This window comes from Mesorhizobium sp. M0166 (genome assembly GCF_040322255.1).
GTDB lineage: Bacteria > Pseudomonadota > Alphaproteobacteria > Rhizobiales > Rhizobiaceae > Mesorhizobium.
In genome coordinates this window covers 14,976-36,544 of sequence record NZ_JAMYTD010000004.1, presented here as the reverse complement: position 1 = coordinate 36,544, position 21,569 = coordinate 14,976, and the positions used below count along the sequence as shown (strand labels likewise).

Below are 21,569 nucleotides of genomic sequence, written 5' to 3'. Positions count from 1 at the left end.
CAGTCATGAAACTTACCCTCTCCTGGCTCAAGGATCATCTCGAGACCGACGCCTCGCTGGCGGAAATCGTCGAGCGTCTCACCTCGATCGGCCTCGAGGTCGAGCATGTCGACGACCGGGCGAGCCTGGCCCCCTTCGTCATCGCCAAGGTGCTGACGGCGGTCCAGCATCCCGACGCCGACCGGCTGCGCGTGCTGACCGTCGACACAGGCGACGGCAAGCCGCCTGTGCAGGTTGTGTGTGGAGCGCCGAACGCCCGCGCCGGCCTGATCGGCGCCTTTGCAGCACCGGGCACCTATATTCCCGGCATCGACGTGACGCTGACCGTCGGCAAGATCCGCGGCGTTGAAAGCCACGGCATGATGTGCTCCGAGCGCGAGCTCGAGCTGTCCGAAGAGCATGACGGCATCATCGACCTGCCGGCCGATGCGCCGGTCGGCACCAGTTTCGCCGCCTATGCCCATCTCGACGACCCGCTGATCGAGATCAATCTTACGCCGAACCGGCCGGATGCCACCAGTGTCCATGGCATCGCCCGCGATCTGGCGGCGAGCGGGCTCGGCACGCTGAAGAGCGCGCCGATAGAGCCGATCTCCGGCAAGGGCGAGACGCCGATAAAGGTGACGATCGAAGCGCCGGAGCTCTGTCCCGGCTTTGCGCTGCGCCTGGTGCGCGGCGTCAAGAACGGCCCGTCGCCGAAATGGCTGCAGCAACGGCTTCTCGCCATCGGCTTGAGGCCGATCAGCGCGCTCGTCGACATCACCAATTACGTCACCTTCGACCGCGGCCGGCCGCTGCATGTTTTTGACGCTGCGAAGGTCACCGGCAATCTCACCGTGCGCCGGGCGCGAGACGGCGAAAAGGTGCTGGCGCTCGACGGCCGCGAATACACGCTGACGCCGGAGATGTGCGTGATCGCCGACCAGGACGGCATCGAATCGATCGCCGGTATTATGGGCGGCGAGCATTCCGGCTGCGACGAGAACACCACCGACGTGCTGATCGAGTCGGCGCTTTGGGACCCGATCGCCACCGCCCGGACCGGCCGCACGCTCGGCATCATCACCGATGCACGCTATCGGTTCGAGCGCGGCGTCGACCCGGAAATGATGGTTCCCGGCCTGGAGCTGGCGACGAAGCTGGTGCTCGATTTCTGCGGTGGCACGCCGACGCAAACCGAAGTCGTCGGCTATACCGGCCATCGGCCGAAGATCGTCTCGTTCCCATTGTCGGAAGTGAAGCGGCTGACCGGTATCGAAGTGCCGCACTCGACGAGCCTCGACATTCTAGCCCGCCTCGGCTTCAAGCCGGAGGGCGCCGGCGATGTCGTCAATGTGGCAGTCCCGTCCTGGCGGCCGGATGTCGACGGCAAGGCCGACCTGGTCGAGGAGGTCATGCGCATCCACGGCGTCGACAATATCGCGCCGCAGCCGCTCGGCAGCCACGACGCGGTCAACGCCAAGATCCTGACCGTGCTGCAGATCCGCACCCGTGCCGCCAAGCGGGCACTTGCCGTGCGCGGCATGATGGAGGCCGTCACCTGGTCGTTCATTCCGGCAAAACACGCCGAATTGTTCGGCGGCGGCCAGCAGGCGCTGAAGCTTGCCAACCCGATCGCCGCCGACATGTCGGACATGCGGCCGTCGCTGCTGCCGGGGCTGATCGCGGCAGCGCAACGCAATGCCGACAAGGGCATCGGTGATGTCGCGCTGTTCGAAGTGTCGGGCACTTACGAGGGCGACGGCGCCGACCAGCAGCGACGTGTTGCCGCCGGCGTGCGGCGCGGCACCGCCAAGCTCGAGGGCTTCGGCCGCCATTGGGCCGGCAACGCCGGCGCCGTCGGCGTGTTCGATGCCAAGGCCGATGCGATCGCCGCACTCGAAGCCTGCGGCGCGCCCGTCGAGCGGCTGCAGATCGAGGCCGGCGGCCCGGCCTGGTATCATCCCGGCCGCTCCGGCACGATCAAGCTTGGGCCGAAGGTCGTGCTCGGCACCTTCGGCGAATTCCACCCGAAGACGCTGGAAGGGCTGGACGTCTCCGGCCCGCTCTGCGGCTTCGAAGTATTCATCGATGCGGTGCCCGAGCCGAAGGCCAAGCCGACTCGGACAAAGCCGAGACTGGATCTGTCCGCCTTCCAGGCGGTCAAGCGCGACTTCGCCTTCGTCGTCGACAAGGCGGTCGAAGCCGGCACACTCGTTCGCGCCGCCCTTGCCGCCGACCGAAAGCTGATTTCCGGCGTCTCGGTGTTCGACGTCTTCGAAGGTGCCGCACTTGGGGCGGCGAAGAAATCGATCGCCATCGAGGTGTCGATCCAGCCGGTCGAAAAGACGCTGACCGACGAGGATTTCGAGGCGCTGGCCAAGCACATCGTCGAGAATGTCGGCAAGCAGACCGGCGGTGTGCTGCGCGGCTGAGCTTGCGGACACATGGCGAATCGCCCTCCAAAGGGCGATGAACCATTTGCGCTATTCGGGGCTGCCCTTTGAGGAACAGCGTGCAGCCTTTCTCGATATCGTCTCAACCGATCCGCTGGTCGGCGAGACGCTGAAGCGGGCACGGGAGCTAGGCCTACCCGAGTGGCTGGTCGTGTCCGGCGCGCTCTACAACAGCGTCTGGAATTATCTGACCGGAAACCCGTCGGGGTACGGCATCCGGGATGTCGACCTGTTTTATTTCGATGAGAGCGATCTGTCATATGAAGCCGAGGACACAGTCATCCGCCGTGCGGCGGAGCATTTCGAAGGGCTGAAGCTGCCGGTCGAGGTGCGCAATCAGGCGCGGGTGCATCTGTGGTTTGAGGCGCGCTTTGGCGGTTCCTATCCCAGGCTGTCGTCGTCCGCCGAGGCGCTTTTCTATTTCGCGTCGAAAACCCATGCGGTCGGCGTTAGATTCGGCACAGATGGGCAACTCGCGCTCGTGGCGCCGTTCGGGCTCGACGACATCTTCTCGTTTCGCATTACCCCGAACCGGGCACTGGACAATCGGCAGACGCACGAGACGAAGGGCGCTCGCGCAAGGGAGAACTGGCCGGAGATCAGTGTCGTGCCTTGGTAGAATGTCGGCGCGAGGCACCCCCCTCTGCCCTGCCGGGCATCTCCCCCTCAAGGGGGGAGATCGGATGTCGCCTCTGCTTTCGCTAATCACCGGCGCCGGAAGGGCGGGCAGCGCGCTGGAACTGCCAATCTCCCCCCTTGAGGGGGAGATGTCCGGCAGGACAGAGGGGGGTGCCTCGCGTCGAGGTCTAGTCAAAAAGGGTGCCGAAACGCCCCGTTTCGACTACTGTGCCGTTCACCCGTTGACCAGCGCCAGCAGCTCCTCGGTATAGCGCTTGCCGACCACCTTCTCCGGCGACAGGGCGTCGCCAATAGATGCCACTTCGGCCTGGCTCAGCACGATATCGGCTGCCGCCGTATTCTGCTCCAGATGGCGGATTTTTCGCGCACCAGGGATCGGCACAATGAAGTCGCCCTGATGCAGCACCCAGGCGAGCGCCAGCTGCGCCGGCGTCACGCCCTTCTCGGCGGCCATCTTTTCCAGCACGGCGACGACCGCCGCATTGGCCGCCATGGCGTCGGCCTGGAAGCGCGGCAACCCGCGGCGCCAGTCGTCGGCGCCGAGAACATCGGGCTTGGCGATCGTGCCGGTGAGCAGGCCGCGGCCGAGCGGGCTATAGGGGACAAAGCCGATGCCGAGCTCGCGGCAGACGGCAAACACTTCTTCTTCCGGATCGCGGGTCCACAGCGAATACTCGCTCTGCACGGCGGCGATCGGATGCACGGCATGCGCCCGGCGGATGGTAGCCGCACTCGCCTCCGACAGGCCGAGCGCCCGCACCTTGCCCTCGCGCACCAGCTCGGCCATGGCGCCGACCGTATCCTCGATCGGCACGTTGGGGTCGACGCGGTGCTGGTAGTAGAGGTCGATCACTTCGGTATCCAGCCGCTTCAGCGACGCTTCGGCAACCGCCTTGACATGTTCGGGGCGGCTGTCGACGCCGGCCATGCGCTCCATGCCGCTGCCTTCTTCGAGGATCTTGAAGCCGAATTTGGTTGCGATCGTCACCTTGTCACGCACCGGCTTCAGCGCCTTGCCGACCAGGACCTCGTTCTCGTAGGGGCCATAGACTTCGGCCGTGTCGAAGAAATTGACGCCGATCTCGACGGCGTGGCGCAGCGTGGCGATCGCGTCTGCCTCCGGCTGGCCGCCATAGGCAAAGCTCATCCCCATGCAGCCGAGGCCGACCGGGTAGACGTCGAGTTCATTGCCAAGCTTGCGGGTTTGCATCACCTGTCTCCTTGTTGTGATGGTTGTGATGCCGCAGAGATAGCCTCTTGCGCTGCGTTCGATAATCGGCTCTCATCTGCACGGGCTGTTCCAAGAAATAGATCAATGAAGCGAACCCATCTTTCACAGCTCGCTGTGCTGGCAACTGTCGCCCAATGCGGCAGTTTTCGCGGTGCCGCCAAGGAGCTGGCAATCGCGCCATCCGCGGTCAGCCATGCCGTTTCCAGCCTCGAAGCCCGCCTCGGCGTCCGTCTTCTGGCGCGCAGCACGCGCAGCGTCGCCCCGACCGAGGAAGGCGCGCAGCTGCTCGAGCGTCTCAGGCCGGCGCTGTCGGAGATCGACCTGGCGCTGGAATCGGCGATCGAGGCGCGCGACCGGCCGGCCGGCAATCTGAGGCTCAACGTGCCGCGCACCGCGGCCCATCTGACGCTGACGCCTCGACTCGGCGCCTTTGCCGCGGCCTATCCGGACATCGTGCTGGAGATCGTCATCGAGGACCGCTTCACCGATGTCGTCGAAGGCGGCTTCGACGCCGGCGTGCGGCTGGGCGAGAGCCTGCAGCGCGACATGATCGCGGTGCGTATCGGGCCGAACCTCCGCGGCGCCGTGGTCGGCGCGCCATCCTATTTCGAGACCAGGCCCAGGCCGATCCATCCGCACGACCTTGCCGGCCACCGCTGCATCCGTTTCCGCTTCTCCAGCGGCATTCTCTACCGCTGGGAATTCGAGAAAAACGGCGAAGAGATCGAGATAGCGGTGCAAGGGCCGCTGATCCTCGACGAGGACCATCTGATTGCCAACGCCGCGGTTGACGGCGCCGGGCTCGCCTTCGTGTTCGAGGACTATGTCCGCGACGCGCTCGCCGCCGGGAAGCTCGTTCGCGTGCTGGAGGACTGGTGCCCGCCCTTCGACGGCTTCTTCGTCTATTACCCCAGCCGCCGCCAGATGCGGCCGGCACTCAGGGCCTTTGTCGATTTCTTCGGGATGAGTGCATAGGGGCACCGCCGGAACAGCGGCGGGCAATCTCTTCAGGCTGAATGCTCATCTCACGGCCGTTGGCGGCGCCGGCGCCGGCAATTATTCGTCTCCAAACACAAGTGGAACCGCCTTTCTGGCCTGGAAGAAACCAGACCTGGCATTCGTTCACCGACCATGTCTACACTGCCCAAAAACCAAACGGCCGGCTACGGCTGGACGGCGATCATCCTTCACTGGCTGATCGCGGCGCTCTTTATCGGCCAGTTCGTGCTCGGCTTCGTCATGGTGCGGCTGTCCAGCCAGCGCACCGCCTTCGAACTGATCCAGCTGCATAAATCCTTCGGCTTCCTGCTGCTTGGGCTGGTGATCCTGCGCATCGCCTGGCGCCTAGGCAGACCGGCCCCGCCGCTGCCGCGCTCGGTCGGGCCGTTCGAGCGCCGGATGGCACCGCTGGTCCATCTCGCGCTTTATGCGTTTCAGCTCGCTCTGCCGCTGTCCGGCTGGGCGCTGGTCTCGGTCTCGGTGCTGGAGATCCCGAGCGTGCCGTTCAATCTGTTCGTCATGCCCAATCTGCCGCTTGGCGAATCGGACACGGCAGAAAGCTTCTGGGCAGCGACGCACTGGTATCTCGCCTATGCCGGCATCGGACTTGTCGCTTTGCATCTCGCCGCAGCGCTGCGCCACCATTTCTGGCTGAGGGATACCGTGCTGAAGCGCATGATCACGGCTTCGTCAGATCGCGACACGGAATAGAGCGGACGGCTCATTCGTTGATGGGGCGAGGACGCAAGAAAGCGTTGCCTACCAAGAGGACCATTTCCATGTACGCGCGCATCTTCGGATTTGCGGCCGCCGCCGCTTGTTTTGCCATACCTGTCTTCGCCGCCGTTGCCCTTGGCGACGCGGCCGGCAGCTACACGATCAGCCCGGGGAGTTCCAGCATCCACTTCTCGATCGGCAAGCTCGGCGGCGGCGGGCTCGACGGCGCTTTCTCCCGCTTCAAGGGCAGTATCCTCATCGACAACAGCGATGTCGGCCGGTCCCAGGTCAATTTCACCATCTTTCCCGAAAGCGTCGGTACCGGCCAAAGCCGCATCGATGCCTTTCTCCGCTCGGACGCGGTTTTCGACGCGGCCAACAATCCGGAGATCCAGTTCCGCTCGACCAGCGTCAAACGCACCGGCGACACGTCGGCCCTTGTCACCGGCCGGCTGACGGCGCGCGGCAAGACCTTTCAGGAAAAGTTCACGGCCGAGCTTGGCGGCCTCAAGGCGGGCACGATAAAATTCCACGTCACCGGTAAGGTGCTGCGGTCGCGCTATGGCATGGATGTCGGCACACCGATCTATTCCAACGTCGTCGACTTCGACATGACGCTGACGGGTAGAAGGGGATAGTCTTTGCAGGACCTGGGTTCCTCGCCCCCGCAAAGCGGGGGAGAGGTGGCCCGGCGAAGCCGGGACGGAGAGGGGGACGACGGCCGCCAAGCCAGAATCCTGCAAGGGCAGGGCGCGGACTGATTATGATGCGAAGCCCATAACGGGCGCGTGAACAGCCAATTCGGCCGCCGCAAAGGCCCCTCTCCGTCTCGGGCTTCGCCCGAGCCACCTCTCCCCACTTCGTGGGGCGAGGAACTCAGGTTCCGCGAGGGCAGCGCCGGCATCCGACATGCCGCAGACGATCGCCCTGTTCGCCGCCATGCTCCCGCATTGGCTTTTCTCTTGAATTAGGGCAAACCTCCAGGCCTGCAATCGAGAGGAGAAAACTGATGTTCCGATGGGGTGTTTTGTCGACGGCCAAGATCGGCCGCGAGCAGCTTTTGCCGGCAATCGTCGAGGCGGAGAATGGCGTGCTGTCGGCTATCGCCAGCCGCGATCTGTCGAAAGCCCGGGCGCTCGGCGAACGCTTCGGTGCGCGCCACGCATTCGGCTCCTATGAGGAACTGCTCGCCTCCAGCGACATCGATGGCGTCTACATTCCGCTGCCGACCTCGCAGCATGTCGAATGGACGGCCAAGGCGATCGAGGCCGGCAAGCATGTTCTGGTCGAAAAGCCGCTGGCGCTCGATGCCAAGGACATTCCGCCGCTGATCAAGCTGCGCGATGCCAGGAAGGTGCTGGTCTGCGAAGCCTTCATGGTCGTCTACCATCCGCAATGGATCAAGGTGCGCGAGCTGATCGCCAACGGCGCCATCGGCCGGCTGCGCCATGTCCAGGGCGCGTTCTCCTATTACAATGTCGACCCCAACAACATGCGCAACAAGCTCGATCTCGGCGGCGGCGCGCTGCCCGACATCGGTGTCTACCCGACGGTGTCGACGCGCTTTTCGACAGGCAAGGAGCCGCTGCGCGTCCAGGCGACGATCGAGCGCGACAAGACATTCGGCACCGACATCTATTCCTCGATCCGAGCCGATTTCGGCGATTTCGAGCTGTCCTTCTACCTGTCGACGCAGATGGCGGCGCGGCAGGTGATGGTGTTCCACGGCGAGAAGGGCTTCATCGAAGTGTTCTCACCGTTCAACGCCGGGCTCTACGACCATCACCGCGTCGAGCTGCACAACCAGAACCACAGCGAGGCGCAGGTGTTCCGCTTTCCCGGCACGCAACAGTACCGGCTCGAGGTCGAGGCCTTCGCGCGGGCCGCGCAGGGCGGCCAGGACCGCGTCTTCACCCTGGAAGAATCGGTGCTCAACCAGAAGGTCATAGATGCCATCTTCCGCGCCGGCGAGAAGGAAGGCTGGGAGGCAGTCTAGGCGGCCATGATCCCAAAAAATCGGGACCGGTTTTTGGACGAGATCATGGCCAGATAGATGCCCGACGACGCGGACGTGATCATTGTCGGCGCCGGCCTTGCCGGTCTTGTCGCGGCGGCCGAACTGACTGAGGCCGGCAAGAAGACCATCATCGTCGAGCAGGAGCCGGAACAGTCACTTGGCGGTCAGGCGTTCTGGTCGCTCGGCGGTATCTTCCTCGTCGATTCGCCCGAACAGCGGCGCATGCGCATCCGCGATTCGTATGAGCTGGCGCTCGAGGACTGGCTGGGCACCGCAGCCTTCGACCGCACGGAAGATCTCTGGCCGCGCCGCTGGGGCGAGGCCTATGTTGGCTTCGCCGCCGGCGAGAAGCGCTCCTGGCTCATGCAGCGCGGCCTTAAATTCTTTCCGGTAGTCGGCTGGGCCGAACGCGGCGGCGGCAATGCCGTCGGCCACGGCAATTCGGTTCCGCGCTTCCATGTCACCTGGGGCACCGGCCCCGGCGTACTCGAGCCGTTCGTGCAGCGCGTGCGCGAGGCCGAGAAGCGCGGATTGATCCGCTTCAAATTCCGTCACCGGGTCAACGAATTGACCCGGACGGGCAGCGTCGTCGACGGCGTGCGCGGCGAGATATTGGTGGCGAGCGATGCCGAGCGCGGCCGCAAGAGTTCACGCGAGATCACCGGCGATTTCGAGCTGAAGGCGCAGGCCGTCATCGTCGCCTCCGGCGGCATCGGCGCCAATCACCAGCTGGTCCGGGAGAATTGGCCGCAGCGGCTGGGTGCGCCGCCGAAACGCATGATCACCGGCGTTCCCGATCATGTCGACGGCCGCATGCTGGCGATCGCCGAGGCTGCCGGCGGCAGGCTCATCAACCGCGACCGCATGTGGCACTATGTCGAGGGCGTCAGGAACTGGGCACCGATCTGGACCGATCATGCGATCCGCATCCTGCCCGGCCCGTCATCGCTGTGGCTCGACGCGCGCGGCAAGCGCCTGCCCGTGCCGCTCTATCCCGGTTTCGACACGCTGGCCACGCTCAGCCACATCATGAGCACCGGATACGACTATTCCTGGTTCATCCTGACCAAAAAGATCATCCAGAAGGAGTTCGCGCTGTCGGGTTCCGAACAGAACCCCGATTTGACCGGGAAGAGCTGGCGCCAGGTGCTCGGCCGCGCCACCAGCGGCGTGCCCGCGCCGGTCAGGGCGTTCATGGAGAAGGGTGAGGATTTCATCGTCGAGCCCGAGCTGCCGGCGCTGGTCGCCCGCATGAACGCATTGGCCGGCGGCGAGCCGCTGCTCGAACTGGGGCAGGTCGAGCGCGAAATCCGCGCCCGCGACCGGCAGCTCGACAATCCGTTCTCCAAGGACATGCAGATCACCGCGCTGCGCGGTGCGCGAGCCTATCTCGGCGACCGGCTGATCCGCACCGCAAGGCCGCACAAGCTGCTCGATCCCGCCAATGGCCCACTGATCGCGGTCCGGCTCAGCATCCTGACCCGCAAGACGCTCGGTGGGCTTGAGACTGACCTCGACAGCCGCGTGCTGGGCGCCGGCGGCCAACCGGTCGAGGGGCTGTACGCGGTGGGCGAGGCCGCCGGTTTCGGCGGCGGCGGCATGCACGGCTATGCAGCGCTCGAAGGCACGTTTCTCGGCGGCTGCATCTTTTCCGGCCGCAGCGCTGGACGGGCGGCGGCACGCGCGGTGGGGTGAAACAAGGTCGACCGCGACGCGCTTTAGGCGAAGGGCTGCAAATTGACGTCCTGAAGCTTGGAACCGGCAAGCAAAGCCTCGAGCACCTGCTTCTTGAGAGACAGGCACTGCGAACGGGCAAGTTTGACGATGCCGGAAATGTCGCCTGCCTCGCAGGCCAGGACCAGTTCCTTTTGCTGGGCGATGATCAACTGGGTGAAATCGCGCGACTTGAACCCGAGGTGGAGAACCCGCGCCGACTGGTCGAGTATCTGGTCCAGCAGATGCGCCAGCCGCAGATTTCCCGAGAGCTCCGCAAGGGCCAGACGAAAGGCACGATCGGCCGCAAGGAAGGCGACGTGGCTGCGTAGCGTCTCCGGTTTCAGCACCTTTTTCGCTGCCAGCCCGATGTCCTCGAGCCCGCGCTCGGTCATGTTCGATGCTGCCACCCTGAACACTTCCGGCTCGATCAAGCTGCGGACATCGAAGATCTCGTTGACGTCCCGCAGGCTGAGCGTCGCAACGACGTAGCCGCGGCGCGGCTCGCTCCTGACCAGCCCTTCCTGCATCAGGCGGGCCAGCGCGGCGCGGATGGTCGCCTTTTTGATCTGGTATCGATCGCCGATCTGTTTCTCGGTCAGCGCTTCACCGGGGCGCAGCACGCAGGCAATGATGTCGTTCCTCAGCTGCTCATATGCCTGTTCCCTGCGAAGGACGTCGGCGGCTGACAGTGCTGTCGCCTCGACCGTGGCCGGTCTTGCCGGTTCGGCGGTCAACTTCGTCGTTTTCATATTTTGTCCGTCTGGCTGTCCGGTTGACGCTGGCATCGGCATTCGCTAGCGTGAGCATCTCAGATTGATGATCTGAGCATCTCAGGGAGCATAACTGATATGCCTTTACCCGCCAACTCGCCTCTCTACGCCGTTGCCGATGATATCGTCAATGCCGCGAGGGGGCCAAATCCCCTCGAAGCGGTAAGGACGATCCTGGGCGACTACACCAACCGTTTTCACGCATCGGGAACACTCGCTCACGAAGAAGACGACGACGAGGTGCTTCTGCATGCGAGCCCGAACCTGACGATCTATCACATCACGCTGTCGCCCGGCCTGCAGTACCCGCCCCACAACCACCTGATGGATGCCTTGATCGGCATCTACAAGGGCAGCGAGACGAACTTCATCTATCCCGTTGCCGGCAGCGAACTCGATGTTCCCGAAAGGCAGGACATCGCAGCGCCTGCCGTGGTGCACATGGCGTCAAATACCGTGCATGCGGTTGCGAATACCGGCAGTGCGCGATCGGGTGCGCTGCATGTCTACCTCGGCGATCTCACACGAACCCACCGCCAGCTGTGGAGCCCGGACGGCAACCAGGCTGAGCCGTTTGACAACGACCGCTACCTGGCCGGCGCTCGGCCCATTCAGCAGTCCGGGCACGAATGAGCGCAGGGGCGACGCGGGCGGCGAAATTGGCCGTGATCAGCGAACCCGTCGGAATCGCGTCACACTTGTCACTCTCGCCAATCCGCTATCGCCCCTATCCTATCTCACGACCAAGCAAGACGTCGCGGCGATGCGGCGACAAACCAGCAAGGGAGATGCACAATGACGGCACATCAGAATGGCACAGGCGAGCAGACGACGCGGCTCGCGATGAAGACACCACCGGTCGTTTCGCCTCACGCATGGGAGGCCGCGCGCCAGCAGCTGCTCGTGAAGGAGAAGTCGGTGACCCGGGCTCGCGACGCACTGGCCGCCGAGCGCCGGCGGATGCCGTGGATGGCGGTGGAGAAGACCTATACGTTCGAAGGGCCTGACGGAAAGGTGAGCCTGCTCGACCTGTTCGAGGGCCGCCGTCAGCTGATCGTCTACCGCGCCTTCTTCGAGCCCGGCGTATTCGGCTGGCCCGACCACGCTTGCCGCGGCTGTTCGCTGGGGGCGGACCAGGTTGGCAACCTCGCCCATCTGAACGCCCGCGACACCACGCTTGCCTACGCCTCGCGCGCACCGCAGGCCGACATTGCGCGGCTGAAGGCGCGGATGGACTGGAAGATGCCCTGGTACACCATCACCGACAGCTTCGATGCCGACTTCGGCGTTGACGAATGGCACGGTCATAACGTGTTCATCCGCGACGGCGACCGCGTGTTCCGTACCTACTTCATCAACAACCGCGGCGACGAGGCGATGGGGACCGTGTGGAGCTATCTCGACCTGTCGCCGCTCGGCCGCCAGGAGGTTTGGGAGGATTCGCCCGAGGGCTATCCGCAAACGCCGACGTATAAGTGGTGGAACTGGCACGACAATTACGGCGCCGAAGCCGTCCCCGACAAAAAATGGGTCGAGGTGTCGGACGCCGGAGAGGCCGCGTTCCGGAACCGCACCGAATAGAACGTCTTTTGGGTCGCGGAAATGCGGCTAGGACAATTGGAGGAGCGGGATGCACGGTTCATTCGACCGCATCCCGCTCGCTATGTAGGACTACGGACATGAGCGAGATTCATGCAGGCGGAACCACCGGCGATGCGAGCCCGGCCGGCCATAGTGCAGCCGATTGGCTGTCCTTTGCGGCCGCGCCGACCTTCGCGACCATGGCGCTGCTGACGCTTCTCGGCGGAGCGCCGGATATGATGTGCTCGACCGGGCAAGAGGCGTCGCCGCTGGGCGGCATGGTCCCGATGTACCTGCTGATGACCGCCTTTCATCTGGGACCTTGGCTGAGGCGGGTTTCCGGGCGCCGACGTAGCCGCAAGTAGGGAGGGGATACCCTCACCAGATCCATTCGCCTTTCCCCAGAACCGTCACTGCATCGACAATCCGGGTAAAGCTTGAGCGGGCGCGGCCGGCCGTGTGCCTAGCGCGCAAATACCCATGCACCAGCCCCGGCTCCTCAAACCACCAGGCGCGCCCGCCTGCAGCAACGATGCGGTCGCGATAGGCTTCGCCGTCCGACGACAGCGGGTCGCATTCGGCGGTGATCACGACGGTAGGCGGCAGATTGGCAAAGTCGGCGTCGGCGAGCGGCGACAAGGTGAGATCGCCGGTGCGGTCCTCGCCACCGGTCCTGATGTCCTTGTAGAAAACGAGGTCGCGCACGTTAAGCATCGGCGCTTCCGCGTGGGTGACGTAGGAACCAGCGGAGCTGTCGCCGCCGAGGCCGGGATAGACCAGAATCTGGCCGATTGGCTTGCGCGCATGGCCGCGCGTCGCGTGGCTGACGGACGCGGCGAGATTACCGCCGGCACTGTCGCCGCACAGCAGGACAGGCCGTTCGTAAGTAGTCGACGCCCATTCGAAGGCGCCGATGGCATCGTCGAAGGCGGCCGGATGAAGGTGTTCCGGCGCCAGCCGGTAGTCGACCGAAACCACTTCGTAGCCGGTGCGGCCGCAAAGCTCGGCGCAGAGGTCGTCATGGCTGTCGAGCCCGCCGAGCATAAAACCGCCGCCATGGAAATAAAGCACCATCGCCGCCGTTTGCGGCGCCGGAGCGCGGTAGATGCGGATTGGAACCTGATGCCATGGCGTGGCAATGGCGGTGGTTTCCGCCGTGACGCCTTGGGGATAGCCGGCAAAGAACTCGCGGCACATCCGGTTATAAATCTTGCGCTGCTCGGCGATGGTGTAGTCGATCGTGTCGGGCGGATAATAGGAGTTGGTCCGCTCGATGAACGCCCAGGTCTCGGCGTCGATGAGGTTCTTGTAGTCGGTCATGGGCGCTGGACGGGCTGCCAAGGTTGAGCCTGGACACCCCCCTCTGTCCTGCCGGACATCTCCCCCGCAAGGGGGGAGATTGGCAGCTTTGCCGACGGCGTACGTCTTGCAACATCGGCGATTGGCGAAAGCGAGGGCGACATCCAATCTCCCCCCTTGCGGGGGAGATGCCCGGCAGGGCAGAGGGGGGTGGGACGGAACGCCATCATCTCCTCAGCGTCATCTCCCCTTCCACACCGGATCGCGCTTCTCGGCAAAGGCGCGAAAACCCTCGAGATTGTCCTCCGAGCCGTAGAGTGCGTCAACCGTTGGCAGTTGCCGGCGCGTCACCCGGTTCATGGCGTCCTGGAAGGTCAGCGATTCTGCGACCCGGGCCGTTTCCTTGATCGCGGCGAAGACCAGCGGCGGGCCGCTGGCGAGCAGCCGGGCGATCTCCCAGACGCGGTCCTCCAGCCTGTCCTTGGGCAGCACCTCGTTGACCAGGCCCCAGCGATGCGCCTCGGCGACGTCCATCCAGCGGCCGGTGAGCAAAAGGTCCATGGCGACATGATAGGGGATGCGCTTCGGCAGCTTGATCGTCGCCGCATCGGCCAGTGTGCCGGCACGGATTTCGGGCAGGGCGAAGGAGGAGTGATCCGACGCATAGATGAGGTCGCAGGACAGCGCCAGCTCGAAGCCGCCGCCGACAGCCATGCCGTTGACGCAGGCGATCACCGGCTTGTTGAGATCGCGCAGTTCCTGCAAGCCGCCGAACCCGCCGACACCATAATCGCCGTCGACCGCATCGCCGCCGGCCGCGGCTTTCAGATCCCATCCGGCGCAGAAGAACTTGTCGCCTGCGGTCTTGACGATGGCGACGCGCAGGTCGGGATCGTCGCGAAACGCCTTGAACGTCTCGCCCATCAGCCGCGACGTCTTCAGGTCGATGGCGTTGGCCTTGGGCCGGTCGAGCGTGACTTCGAGGATAGTGCCCTCGCGGCGGGTGGTGATGATTTCAGCCATTCTTCTTGTCTCCCAGCACCAGCAGCGCATCGGCGATCCAGGCGCCCTTGCCCTCGGTGCAGACGATCAGCGGATTGATGTCGAGCTCCTCGATCTCGCCGGCGTTTTGCTGCACGAAGCCGGCAATGCCTGACATCGCATCGATTGCCGCTGCGACATCGGCCTTCGGCCGGCCGCGATAACCGTCGAGCAGCGGGAACAGTTTCAGCCCGCGCAAAGCGGCCTCGATATCGTCGCGGGTCGCCGGCAGCATCAGCGTGACGCTGTCGCGCAACAGCTCGACCAGCACGCCGCCGGTGCCGAGCGTCATCACCGCGCCGAACATCGGGTCGCGGGTGAAGCCGACGAGCAGCTCGGCGACGCCGTCGCGCACCATGCGCTCGACATAAAGCCCGGTGCCGAGCGGGCCGAGATCATGTGCGGCGGTGCTGACAGATTCGGCATCCCTGAGGTTGAGCCGGACCGCGTCGAGCTCGGATTTGTGGATGACGCCAAGCGCCTTCAGCGCCACCGGGAAGCCGAGCGCCATCGAGGAGATGACAGCTTCGACCGCGTTGCCGGCGCGCTCGCCCTTCGGCACGGAGAGCCCGGCCTCGATGAGCCGCGCCTTTGCCTCGGCCTCGTCCGGCGTGACATGGTCGCCGGCCGGCGCGCCAGACGCCGAGGTGTCGATCGGCTGCGCCTGCGGCTCGCGCCACGCCCAGCCGATGAAGGCCGCCGCCTGGGCGGCGTCCATGGCCTCGGAAATGCCGAACAGCGGCACCATGCCCCGCGCCATCAGCCCGGCAGTATATTCCTCGGGCAAGTTCTCCGGCAGCGAGGAGACGATCGCGCCTTGCGCCTTGTTGGTCTTCAGTGCCGCTTCGAAGGCGCGCAGCGTCGCCCACCAGTCGGTGTCCGAACAGCGGTCGGGGCGCGGGAAATCGAGCACCAGCATGTTGAGGTCGAAGCCGCCCGACACCATGGCGGTAAAGGTGGCGGTCATCGCCGGCTCGTTGTTCCAGATGAAGGTGTGATAGTCGAGCGGGTTGGCCACCGCGACCAACGGCCCGAGCGTCGATTTGACATGCGCGCGGTGCTCGGCGGTGAGTGGCGGAAACATCACCCAGCGGCCTTCGGCGCTGTCGGCCATCACCGACGCCTCACCGCCCGAACAGCTCATCGACGACAGCCGGTAGCCGGGCAGGGGACCGGTGACGTGCAGCAGCTTCAGCGCCTCGATGAAGGCCGGAATGGAATCGACACGCGCGATGCCGAGCCGCTTCAGGAACGCGCCGGACGCTGCGTCTGAGCCGGCCAGCGACGCGGTATGCGAGACGGTCGCCTGCCGCGCCTGCTCGGAGCGGCCGACCTTCATGGCGATGACAGGCTTCTTCAGTTCGCGCGCCCGCGCCGCCAGCCGTTCGAAGCCGGCTACCGAATCGAAAGCCTCGATATGCAGGCCGAGCGCGGTGACGCGCTCGTCCTCGATCAGGCCGAGCGCCATTTCGGAGAGCCCGGTCTGCGCCTGGTTGCCGGCGGTCATCAGAAAGGCGATCGGCAGGCCGCGTTTCTGCATCGTCATGTTGATGGCGATGTTCGACGACTGGGTGATGATGGCAACGCCGCGACCGCCTTCTGGCAGCCTGATGCCGCCATGCTGGTCGGGCCACAAAAGCGCGCCGTCGGCATAGTTGATGAGCCCGTAGCAGTTCGGCCCGATGATTGGCATTTGGCCCGCCGCCGCGACCAGCTCGGCCTGCAGCCGTTCGCCGTCTTCGTCATAGGCCTCGGTTTCGAGGAAGCCGGCGGCAAAGCAGACCGCACCGCCGGCGCCGCGCTCGGCCAGTGCCTTGACCACCTCGATGGTCAAGTGCCGGTTGACGCCGACGAAAGCGGCATCCGGCGCACCGGGCAATTCGGCCACCGAGCGATAGGCCTTGCGGCCGGCGACCTCGGCCTTGCTCGGATGCACCGGCCAGATCTCGCCGGCAAAGCCCATCTTGATCGATTGCGCCACGACGGCGGCGGCCTGCGCACCACCGAAGACGGCGATTGTCCGCGGGCGCAAAAGGCGCTCAAGTTTGTGCATGAATACCCCCCTCTGCCCTGCCCTCTTTGGCAAAATTTGGCATCTCCCCCTCAAGGGGGGAGATTGGCAGCTTCGTCATAGGCTCAAGGCCTGCAACGGTGATAATTGGCCAAAACGAAAAAGCTGGCCGATCTCCCCCCTTGAGGGGGAGATGTCCGGCAGGACAGAGGGGGGCGCGACGGAACGCAAGCATGGTAATTCCTATCCGCCCACCGCCCGCAGCAGCGCCCGCGAGATGATGTGGCGCTGGATTTCCGACGTGCCTTCCCAAATGCGCTCGACACGCGCGTCGCGCCAGATACGCTCCAGCGGCAAATCGTCCATCAGCCCCATGCCGCCATGGATCTGGATCGCCTCGTCGGCGACGAAGGCAAGCATTTCGGTGGCCTTCAGCTTGGCCATGGCCATGTCCTGGTCGGTGACGGTGCCCTGATCGTACTTCCAGCCGGCTTCGAACACCATCAGGTCGGCGGCCTTCAGCTCGGTCGCCATGTCGGCGAGCTTGAACGACACACCCTGGAACTTGCCGATCGGCTGGCCGAACTGCTGGCGCTGCGCGGCGTATTCGATGGCGTGGCCAAGCGCCCGCTCGGCGCGGCCGAGGCAGGTGGCGCCGACCTGCAGGCGCGTTGCGCCGAGCCATGAATTGGCGACGTCGAAGCCCTTGTGGACCTCGCCCAGAATCTGACTGGCCGGCAGCCGGCAATCGTCGAATTCGAGGATGGCATTGGTGTAGCCGCGATGCGAGACGTTGCGGTAGCCGTCGCGCACGCTGAAACCCTTGGTGCCCTTGTCGACGAAGAAGGCGGTGATCTTCTTGCGTTTGCCACGCGAAGACTCTTCCTCCCCCGAGGCCATGAAGACGATGGCGAAATCGGCAATGTCGGCGTGGCTTATGAAATGCTTGGTGCCGTTCAGCACCCAGTCGTCGCCGTCTTGCACGGCGGTTGCCGTCATGCCGCGCAAATCGGAACCGGCGCCTGGCTCGGTCATTGCCAGGCAATCCCACTTCTCGCCGCGAATGCAGGGAAACAGATATTTTTCGCGCTGCTCCGGCGTGCCGGCAAGAAGGATGTTCGAAGGCCGCGCAACGCAAGTCCAATGCAGCGCGTAGTTGGCGCGGCCGAGCTCCTTCTCGTAAAGGAGCCAGGTCACCGTATCGAGCCCGGCGCCGCCGACATCGGCCGGCATGTTGGCGGCATAGAGGCCGGCTTCGATCGCCTTGGCCTTGATCTCCTCGATCAGCTCGCGGCGCAGCACGCCGGTACGCTCGACCTCGCGCTCATGCGGGTAAAGCTCGTTCTCGACGAATGCCCGCGTCGTCTCGACGATGAGCTTCTGCTCCTCCGAAAGACCAAAATCCATGGTCTCAGCCTTTCTTCCTTTTCTTCGGCTTTTCAGCCTTGGCCTTTTCGGCCGCCTTGGAGACAACGGACTTCTTCGCCGCAAGCTTGGCCAGCTGCCTGGTGTAGTCCTTATGCAGGGCGCCGGCACCCCAGCCTTTGCCTTTGTTCTGCTTCGACAGGGCCTCCATGATGGCGACCAGATTGTCGTCGCGGATCTTTTCGAGCTCGCGGATCGACAGACCGTGCGCCTGGTCGTCCGACTGGGTCGCGATCAGCTCGACCAGCTCGTCGTTGAACTCCGGCACGTCCATCAGCTTGGTCCACGGCCATTTCAGGCACGGGCCGAACTGCGCCATGAAGTGGCGCATGCCCGCCTCGCCGCCGGCAACGCGATAGACCTGGAACATGCCCATCTGCGCCCAGCGCAGGCCGAAGCCATAGCGCATGATGTCGTCAAGCTCCTCGACCGTGCAGATGCCGTCCTTGACCAGCCACAGCGCCTCTCGCCAGGCCGCTTCGAGCAGGCGGTCGCCGACGAAGGCTTCGATCTCCTTGCGGATCACCACCGGCTTCATGCCGATCGAGGCATACATCTCCTTGGCGACTTCGATCGCCTCGGGAAAGGTCTGTTCGCCGCCAACGATTTCGACCAGCGGCAGCAGATAGACGGGGTTGAACGGATGGCCGACGACCAACCGTTCCGGGTGCTTCTTCATCGCCACCTGCATGTCAGTCGGCTTGATGCCGGAGGTCGAGGAGCCGACAATGGCGTTGGCCGGCGCATAAAGGTCAATCTCGGCCAGCACGCGGTGCTTCAGGTCGAGCCGCTCCGGCACGCTTTCCTGGATGAAGTCGGCATCTGCCGCCGCCTCGGCGATGGTCTTGGCGAAGGTGAGCCTGCCCTCTTTCGGCAGGCCGCCGGGCAGCATCTGCTTGTAGGCGCGGCGTGCGCCCTTCATCACCTCGCCGACCTTGCGTGACGCCTCGGGGTCGGGATCGAAGATCGACACGTCGATGCCGTTGAGCAGCAGCCGCGCCACCCAGCCGGCGCCGATGACGCCGCCGCCGATGGCGGCCGCCTTGTTGATGATGCTCATGCGGAGGCTCCGGTTCTTGTGCTGGCTGTTGCGGGGTCGGTGAGGGCGACACGCTCGCCGGCACGGATCACGGACGCGTCATAGGCCTTGCGCGCGAACACTTCGAGCACGAAGGGCCGGAAGAAATCGATCGGCAATGTCTCATAATCCGGGTCGAAGCTCGACTGGTCCCAACGCTCGCAAAACTCGTCGCAATCGTCGAAATACATGTGCCCGGCGAAACGGTCGCGGGCGTGCGGATTACCGCCGAGGTGATGGGCGTAATAGAGACGCTGGAAATCGCCGTGCTTCTCCACCACCCAGGTGCATTGCTCGCGCACAAAAGGCTTCAGGATCGACGCCGCATACTCGTCGTGATTATAGGGTGCATAGATGTCGCCGATATCGTGCAGCAGCGCGCTGGCGATCCAGTCGGTGTCGGCGCCGTCGCGCCAGGCCCGTGTTGCCGCTTGCAGTGAATGGCCGAGCCGGGTGATCTTGTAGCCAGACAGCCCTTCGTCGAGCTGGACCAGCGCGTCGAGCAGCCGCTCGCCGGTCTTTGCCGCATAGTCGATCTCGTGCTCGGTGAGGAAGGCATAGTCCTCGCGGTCGCCGTCCTTCATGGCGGTGAATTTCACGGTCTTCATCGGCGGCTCCTCCCAACCGGCTACCGGCCTTTCAAAGCGGTGCGCGCTTCGTCAGGTTCAGCTTCTTGCGGACTTCGTCCGGGCCGATGACCCTGGCGCCCATATTCGACACGATGCTGACCGCCCGCTCGACTAGCTGAGCATTGGTCGCCAGCACGCCCTTGTCGAGCCAGAGATTATCCTCCAACCCGATGCGGACATTGCCGCCGGCTAGCACCGCGGCCGCGACATAGGCCATCTGGTTGCGGCCGATGGCAAAGGCCGACCAGTTCCAGGTTGGCGGCACATTGTTGACCATCGCCATGAAAGTGTTGAGGTCGTCCGGCGCTCCCCACGGCACGCCCATGCACAATTGCACCAGCGCGTCCGGCTTCAGCACTTCTTCCTCGACCAATTGCTTGGCGAACCACAGATGCCCGGTGTCGAAGGCCTCGATCTCCGGCTTGACGCCGAGCGCCGTCATCATGCCGCCCATGGCGCGCAGCATGCCGGGCGTGTTGGTCATGACATAGTCGGCCTCGGCGAAATTCATGGTGCCGCAGTCGAGCGTGCAGATTTCCGGCAGGCACTGGCGCACATGCTCCATGCGGTTGCTGGCACCGCCCATATCCGTGCCTTTTTCGTTCAGCGGCAGCGGCTTTTCCGGCGGGCCGAACACCATGTCGCCGCCCATGCCGGCGGTCAGGTTCAAAACGACATCGACGTCCGCCGCGCGGATGCGCTCGGTTACTTCGCGATAGAGATGCACGTCGCGCCTAGGCTTGCCGGTCTCGGGATCGCGCACATGGCAGTGGACGATCGCAGCCCCTGCCTTTGCTGCCTCGATGGCCGAATCGGCGATCTGCTTGGGCGAACGCGGCACATGCGGGCTGCGGTCCTGCGAACTGCCGGACCCGGTTACGGCACAGGTAATGAAGACCTCACGGTTCATCGCAAGCGGCATCGGACTCTCTCCCAATAGAACGTAGGGCAAGAATGCCTGACTTGCCGGAAACTGTTTTGCGTTTTACGAAGATCATGTGACGAAAAACGAAAAACCGACGATCTTTCGGGCTGAGCGTTTGCCGCTCAAGGTAACGCTGCTGGTATTCTCCGGCTCGTCGATCATGTGCGTCGCCTCCGCCGTCGATCCGTTGCGCGCCGCCAACCGTATTGCCGGTGAGACGCTGTTCGATTTCAAGCTGGTCTCGGTGACAGGCGAAGCGCCGGTCACCACATGCGGCCTGCCGGTGGCGGTCAGCGGCCGCTTCGATGCGGCTGACGCAACCGACATGCTGGTCGTCGTCGCCGGTTTCGGCACGCAAAACTACGCCACATCGGCCCTGCTGTCCGGACTGCGGCGGGCGGCGCGCACGGCACGTGCCTGCGGCGGCGTCGAGGCGGGTACGTGGCTGGTGGCGCGCGCGGGCTTGCTGGAAGGGCGCAGCGCCACCACCCACTGGGAGGACATGGAGGATTTCTCTTCGGCCTTTCCCGGCGTCGACGTGCGCCCCGACCGCTACGTCATCGATGGCCCGGTGTTCACCACAGGCGGCGCCTCGCCGACCTTCGACCTGATGCTGCATCTGATTCGCACGCGGCTCGGTATGGCCGTCGCGCTCGATGTCGCGAGCGTCTTCATCTACGACCAGGCGCGCGCCGCGACCGACGCGCAGCCGCTGGTCTCACTCGGCCGTCTTGACGGCTACGATCCCAGGCTGGCGCAAGCCATCCGGCTGATGGAAGCGCATGTCGACCAGCCGCTGACCATCACCGCGGTGGCAAAGCGCGCCGGGGTGACGGCACGGACGCTGGAAAGCATCTTTCGCAAGTCGATCGGCGAAACACCCGGCGCTTACTACCTCAGGCTGCGCCTCGGCGCCGCGCGCCGGCTGGTGGTCGATACGCGCATCGCCATGGCGGACATTGCCGGGCGAACGGGGTTTTCGTCCGCCGCGGCATTTTCCAGAGCGTTTTCAAGAGCGTTCGGCGAAGCGCCGGTCAGGCTGCGCCAGAGGTAGGG

The 21,569-nt window shown here is 64.7% G+C and carries 20 protein-coding genes; 11 read left to right on the top strand and 9 right to left on the bottom strand.

Features of this window, described 5'->3' with window-relative positions; translation table 11 throughout:
• Window positions 1-5: 5 nt before the first annotated feature.
• Together pheT and NKJ46_RS06740 are read left to right on the top strand one after the other, a co-directional pair.
• A complete protein-coding gene (gene pheT / locus NKJ46_RS06745; RefSeq protein ID WP_352663438.1) occupies window positions 6-2,414 on the top strand; it encodes a phenylalanine--tRNA ligase subunit beta in 2,409 nt (802 codons plus the stop codon).
• A gap of 37 nt (window positions 2,415-2,451) precedes the next feature.
• Window positions 2,452-3,054, top strand: coding sequence for a nucleotidyltransferase family protein (locus NKJ46_RS06740; protein ID WP_352663436.1), 603 nt, complete (start codon window positions 2,452-2,454; stop codon window positions 3,052-3,054).
• Between the two features lie 234 nt (window positions 3,055-3,288).
• Here NKJ46_RS06740 and NKJ46_RS06735 read toward each other — a convergent pair whose 3' ends face one another.
• Window positions 3,289-4,284, bottom strand: coding sequence for an aldo/keto reductase (locus tag NKJ46_RS06735; RefSeq protein WP_352464624.1), 996 nt, complete (start codon window positions 4,282-4,284; stop codon window positions 3,289-3,291).
• 105 nt (window positions 4,285-4,389) lie between these two features.
• Here NKJ46_RS06735 and NKJ46_RS06730 point away from each other — a divergent pair, with 105 nt between their 5' ends.
• From NKJ46_RS06730 to NKJ46_RS06710, 5 genes are all read left to right on the top strand, one after another.
• Window positions 4,390-5,280 (top strand): LysR family transcriptional regulator, encoded by an 891-nt coding sequence (locus NKJ46_RS06730; protein ID WP_352464622.1) that lies wholly within the window; start codon window positions 4,390-4,392, stop codon window positions 5,278-5,280.
• 156 nt (window positions 5,281-5,436) lie between these two features.
• Window positions 5,437-6,015 (top strand): cytochrome b, encoded by a 579-nt coding sequence (locus NKJ46_RS06725; protein ID WP_352663434.1) that lies wholly within the window; start codon window positions 5,437-5,439, stop codon window positions 6,013-6,015.
• Between the two features lie 68 nt (window positions 6,016-6,083).
• A complete protein-coding gene (locus NKJ46_RS06720; RefSeq protein ID WP_352464618.1) occupies window positions 6,084-6,659 on the top strand; it encodes a YceI family protein in 576 nt (191 codons plus the stop codon).
• A gap of 371 nt (window positions 6,660-7,030) precedes the next feature.
• Window positions 7,031-8,017, top strand: coding sequence for a Gfo/Idh/MocA family protein (locus NKJ46_RS06715; RefSeq protein WP_352663431.1), 987 nt, complete (start codon window positions 7,031-7,033; stop codon window positions 8,015-8,017).
• Between the two features lie 57 nt (window positions 8,018-8,074).
• Window positions 8,075-9,733 (top strand): FAD-binding dehydrogenase, encoded by a 1,659-nt coding sequence (locus NKJ46_RS06710; protein WP_352663429.1) that lies wholly within the window; start codon window positions 8,075-8,077, stop codon window positions 9,731-9,733.
• Window positions 9,734-9,756: 23 nt separating this feature from the next.
• On the opposite strand, the gene NKJ46_RS06705 is transcribed toward NKJ46_RS06710, so the two are convergent.
• Window positions 9,757-10,503: a GntR family transcriptional regulator gene (locus NKJ46_RS06705; RefSeq protein ID WP_352663427.1), complete on the bottom strand. Its 747-nt coding sequence runs from the start codon at window positions 10,501-10,503 to the stop codon at window positions 9,757-9,759.
• A gap of 99 nt (window positions 10,504-10,602) precedes the next feature.
• Here NKJ46_RS06705 and NKJ46_RS06700 point away from each other — a divergent pair, with 99 nt between their 5' ends.
• The 3 genes from NKJ46_RS06700 (at window position 10,603) to NKJ46_RS06690 (ending at window position 12,470) form a co-directional block, all read left to right on the top strand.
• Complete coding sequence (locus tag NKJ46_RS06700) at window positions 10,603-11,157, top strand: autotransporter (RefSeq protein WP_352663425.1); 555 nt, start codon at window positions 10,603-10,605, stop codon at window positions 11,155-11,157.
• A 162-nt stretch (window positions 11,158-11,319) separates the two neighbouring features.
• Window positions 11,320-12,105 (top strand): DUF899 domain-containing protein, encoded by a 786-nt coding sequence (locus NKJ46_RS06695; RefSeq protein ID WP_352663423.1) that lies wholly within the window; start codon window positions 11,320-11,322, stop codon window positions 12,103-12,105.
• A gap of 98 nt (window positions 12,106-12,203) precedes the next feature.
• Complete coding sequence (locus NKJ46_RS06690) at window positions 12,204-12,470, top strand: hypothetical protein (RefSeq protein WP_352663421.1); 267 nt, start codon at window positions 12,204-12,206, stop codon at window positions 12,468-12,470.
• Between the two features lie 13 nt (window positions 12,471-12,483).
• Here NKJ46_RS06690 and NKJ46_RS06685 read toward each other — a convergent pair whose 3' ends face one another.
• The 7 genes from NKJ46_RS06685 to bcoG form a co-directional block, all read right to left on the bottom strand.
• Window positions 12,484-13,425 carry an alpha/beta hydrolase gene (locus NKJ46_RS06685; protein ID WP_352663419.1) on the bottom strand — a complete coding sequence of 314 codons (942 nt, stop codon included), beginning with the start codon at window positions 13,423-13,425 and terminating at the stop codon, window positions 12,484-12,486.
• A 219-nt stretch (window positions 13,426-13,644) separates the two neighbouring features.
• Window positions 13,645-14,427 (bottom strand): carnitinyl-CoA dehydratase, encoded by a 783-nt coding sequence (locus tag NKJ46_RS06680; protein WP_352663417.1) that lies wholly within the window; start codon window positions 14,425-14,427, stop codon window positions 13,645-13,647.
• Window positions 14,420-16,498: an acetate--CoA ligase family protein gene (locus NKJ46_RS06675; RefSeq protein WP_352663415.1), complete on the bottom strand. Its 2,079-nt coding sequence runs from the start codon at window positions 16,496-16,498 to the stop codon at window positions 14,420-14,422. Before NKJ46_RS06675 ends, NKJ46_RS06680 begins: the two co-directional genes overlap by 8 nt.
• 201 nt (window positions 16,499-16,699) lie before the next feature.
• Window positions 16,700-17,863 carry an acyl-CoA dehydrogenase family protein gene (locus tag NKJ46_RS06670; protein WP_352663413.1) on the bottom strand — a complete coding sequence of 388 codons (1,164 nt, stop codon included), beginning with the start codon at window positions 17,861-17,863 and terminating at the stop codon, window positions 16,700-16,702.
• Window positions 17,864-17,867: 4 nt separating this feature from the next.
• Window positions 17,868-18,941 carry a 3-hydroxyacyl-CoA dehydrogenase NAD-binding domain-containing protein gene (locus NKJ46_RS06665; RefSeq protein WP_352663411.1) on the bottom strand — a complete coding sequence of 358 codons (1,074 nt, stop codon included), beginning with the start codon at window positions 18,939-18,941 and terminating at the stop codon, window positions 17,868-17,870.
• Entirely contained in the window at window positions 18,938-19,567 is a 630-nt protein-coding gene (locus tag NKJ46_RS06660) for an HD domain-containing protein (RefSeq protein ID WP_352663409.1), read from the bottom strand. The genes NKJ46_RS06665 and NKJ46_RS06660 overlap by 4 nt, the downstream gene beginning before the upstream one ends.
• A gap of 31 nt (window positions 19,568-19,598) precedes the next feature.
• Window positions 19,599-20,510: a 3-dehydrocarnitine:acetyl-CoA trimethylamine transferase BcoG gene (bcoG, locus tag NKJ46_RS06655; protein ID WP_352663407.1), complete on the bottom strand. Its 912-nt coding sequence runs from the start codon at window positions 20,508-20,510 to the stop codon at window positions 19,599-19,601.
• Between the two features lie 76 nt (window positions 20,511-20,586).
• Between bcoG and NKJ46_RS06650 the strand changes: the two genes are divergently transcribed.
• Complete coding sequence (locus tag NKJ46_RS06650) at window positions 20,587-21,567, top strand: GlxA family transcriptional regulator (protein ID WP_352663405.1); 981 nt, start codon at window positions 20,587-20,589, stop codon at window positions 21,565-21,567.
• Window positions 21,568-21,569 lie beyond the last annotated feature (2 nt).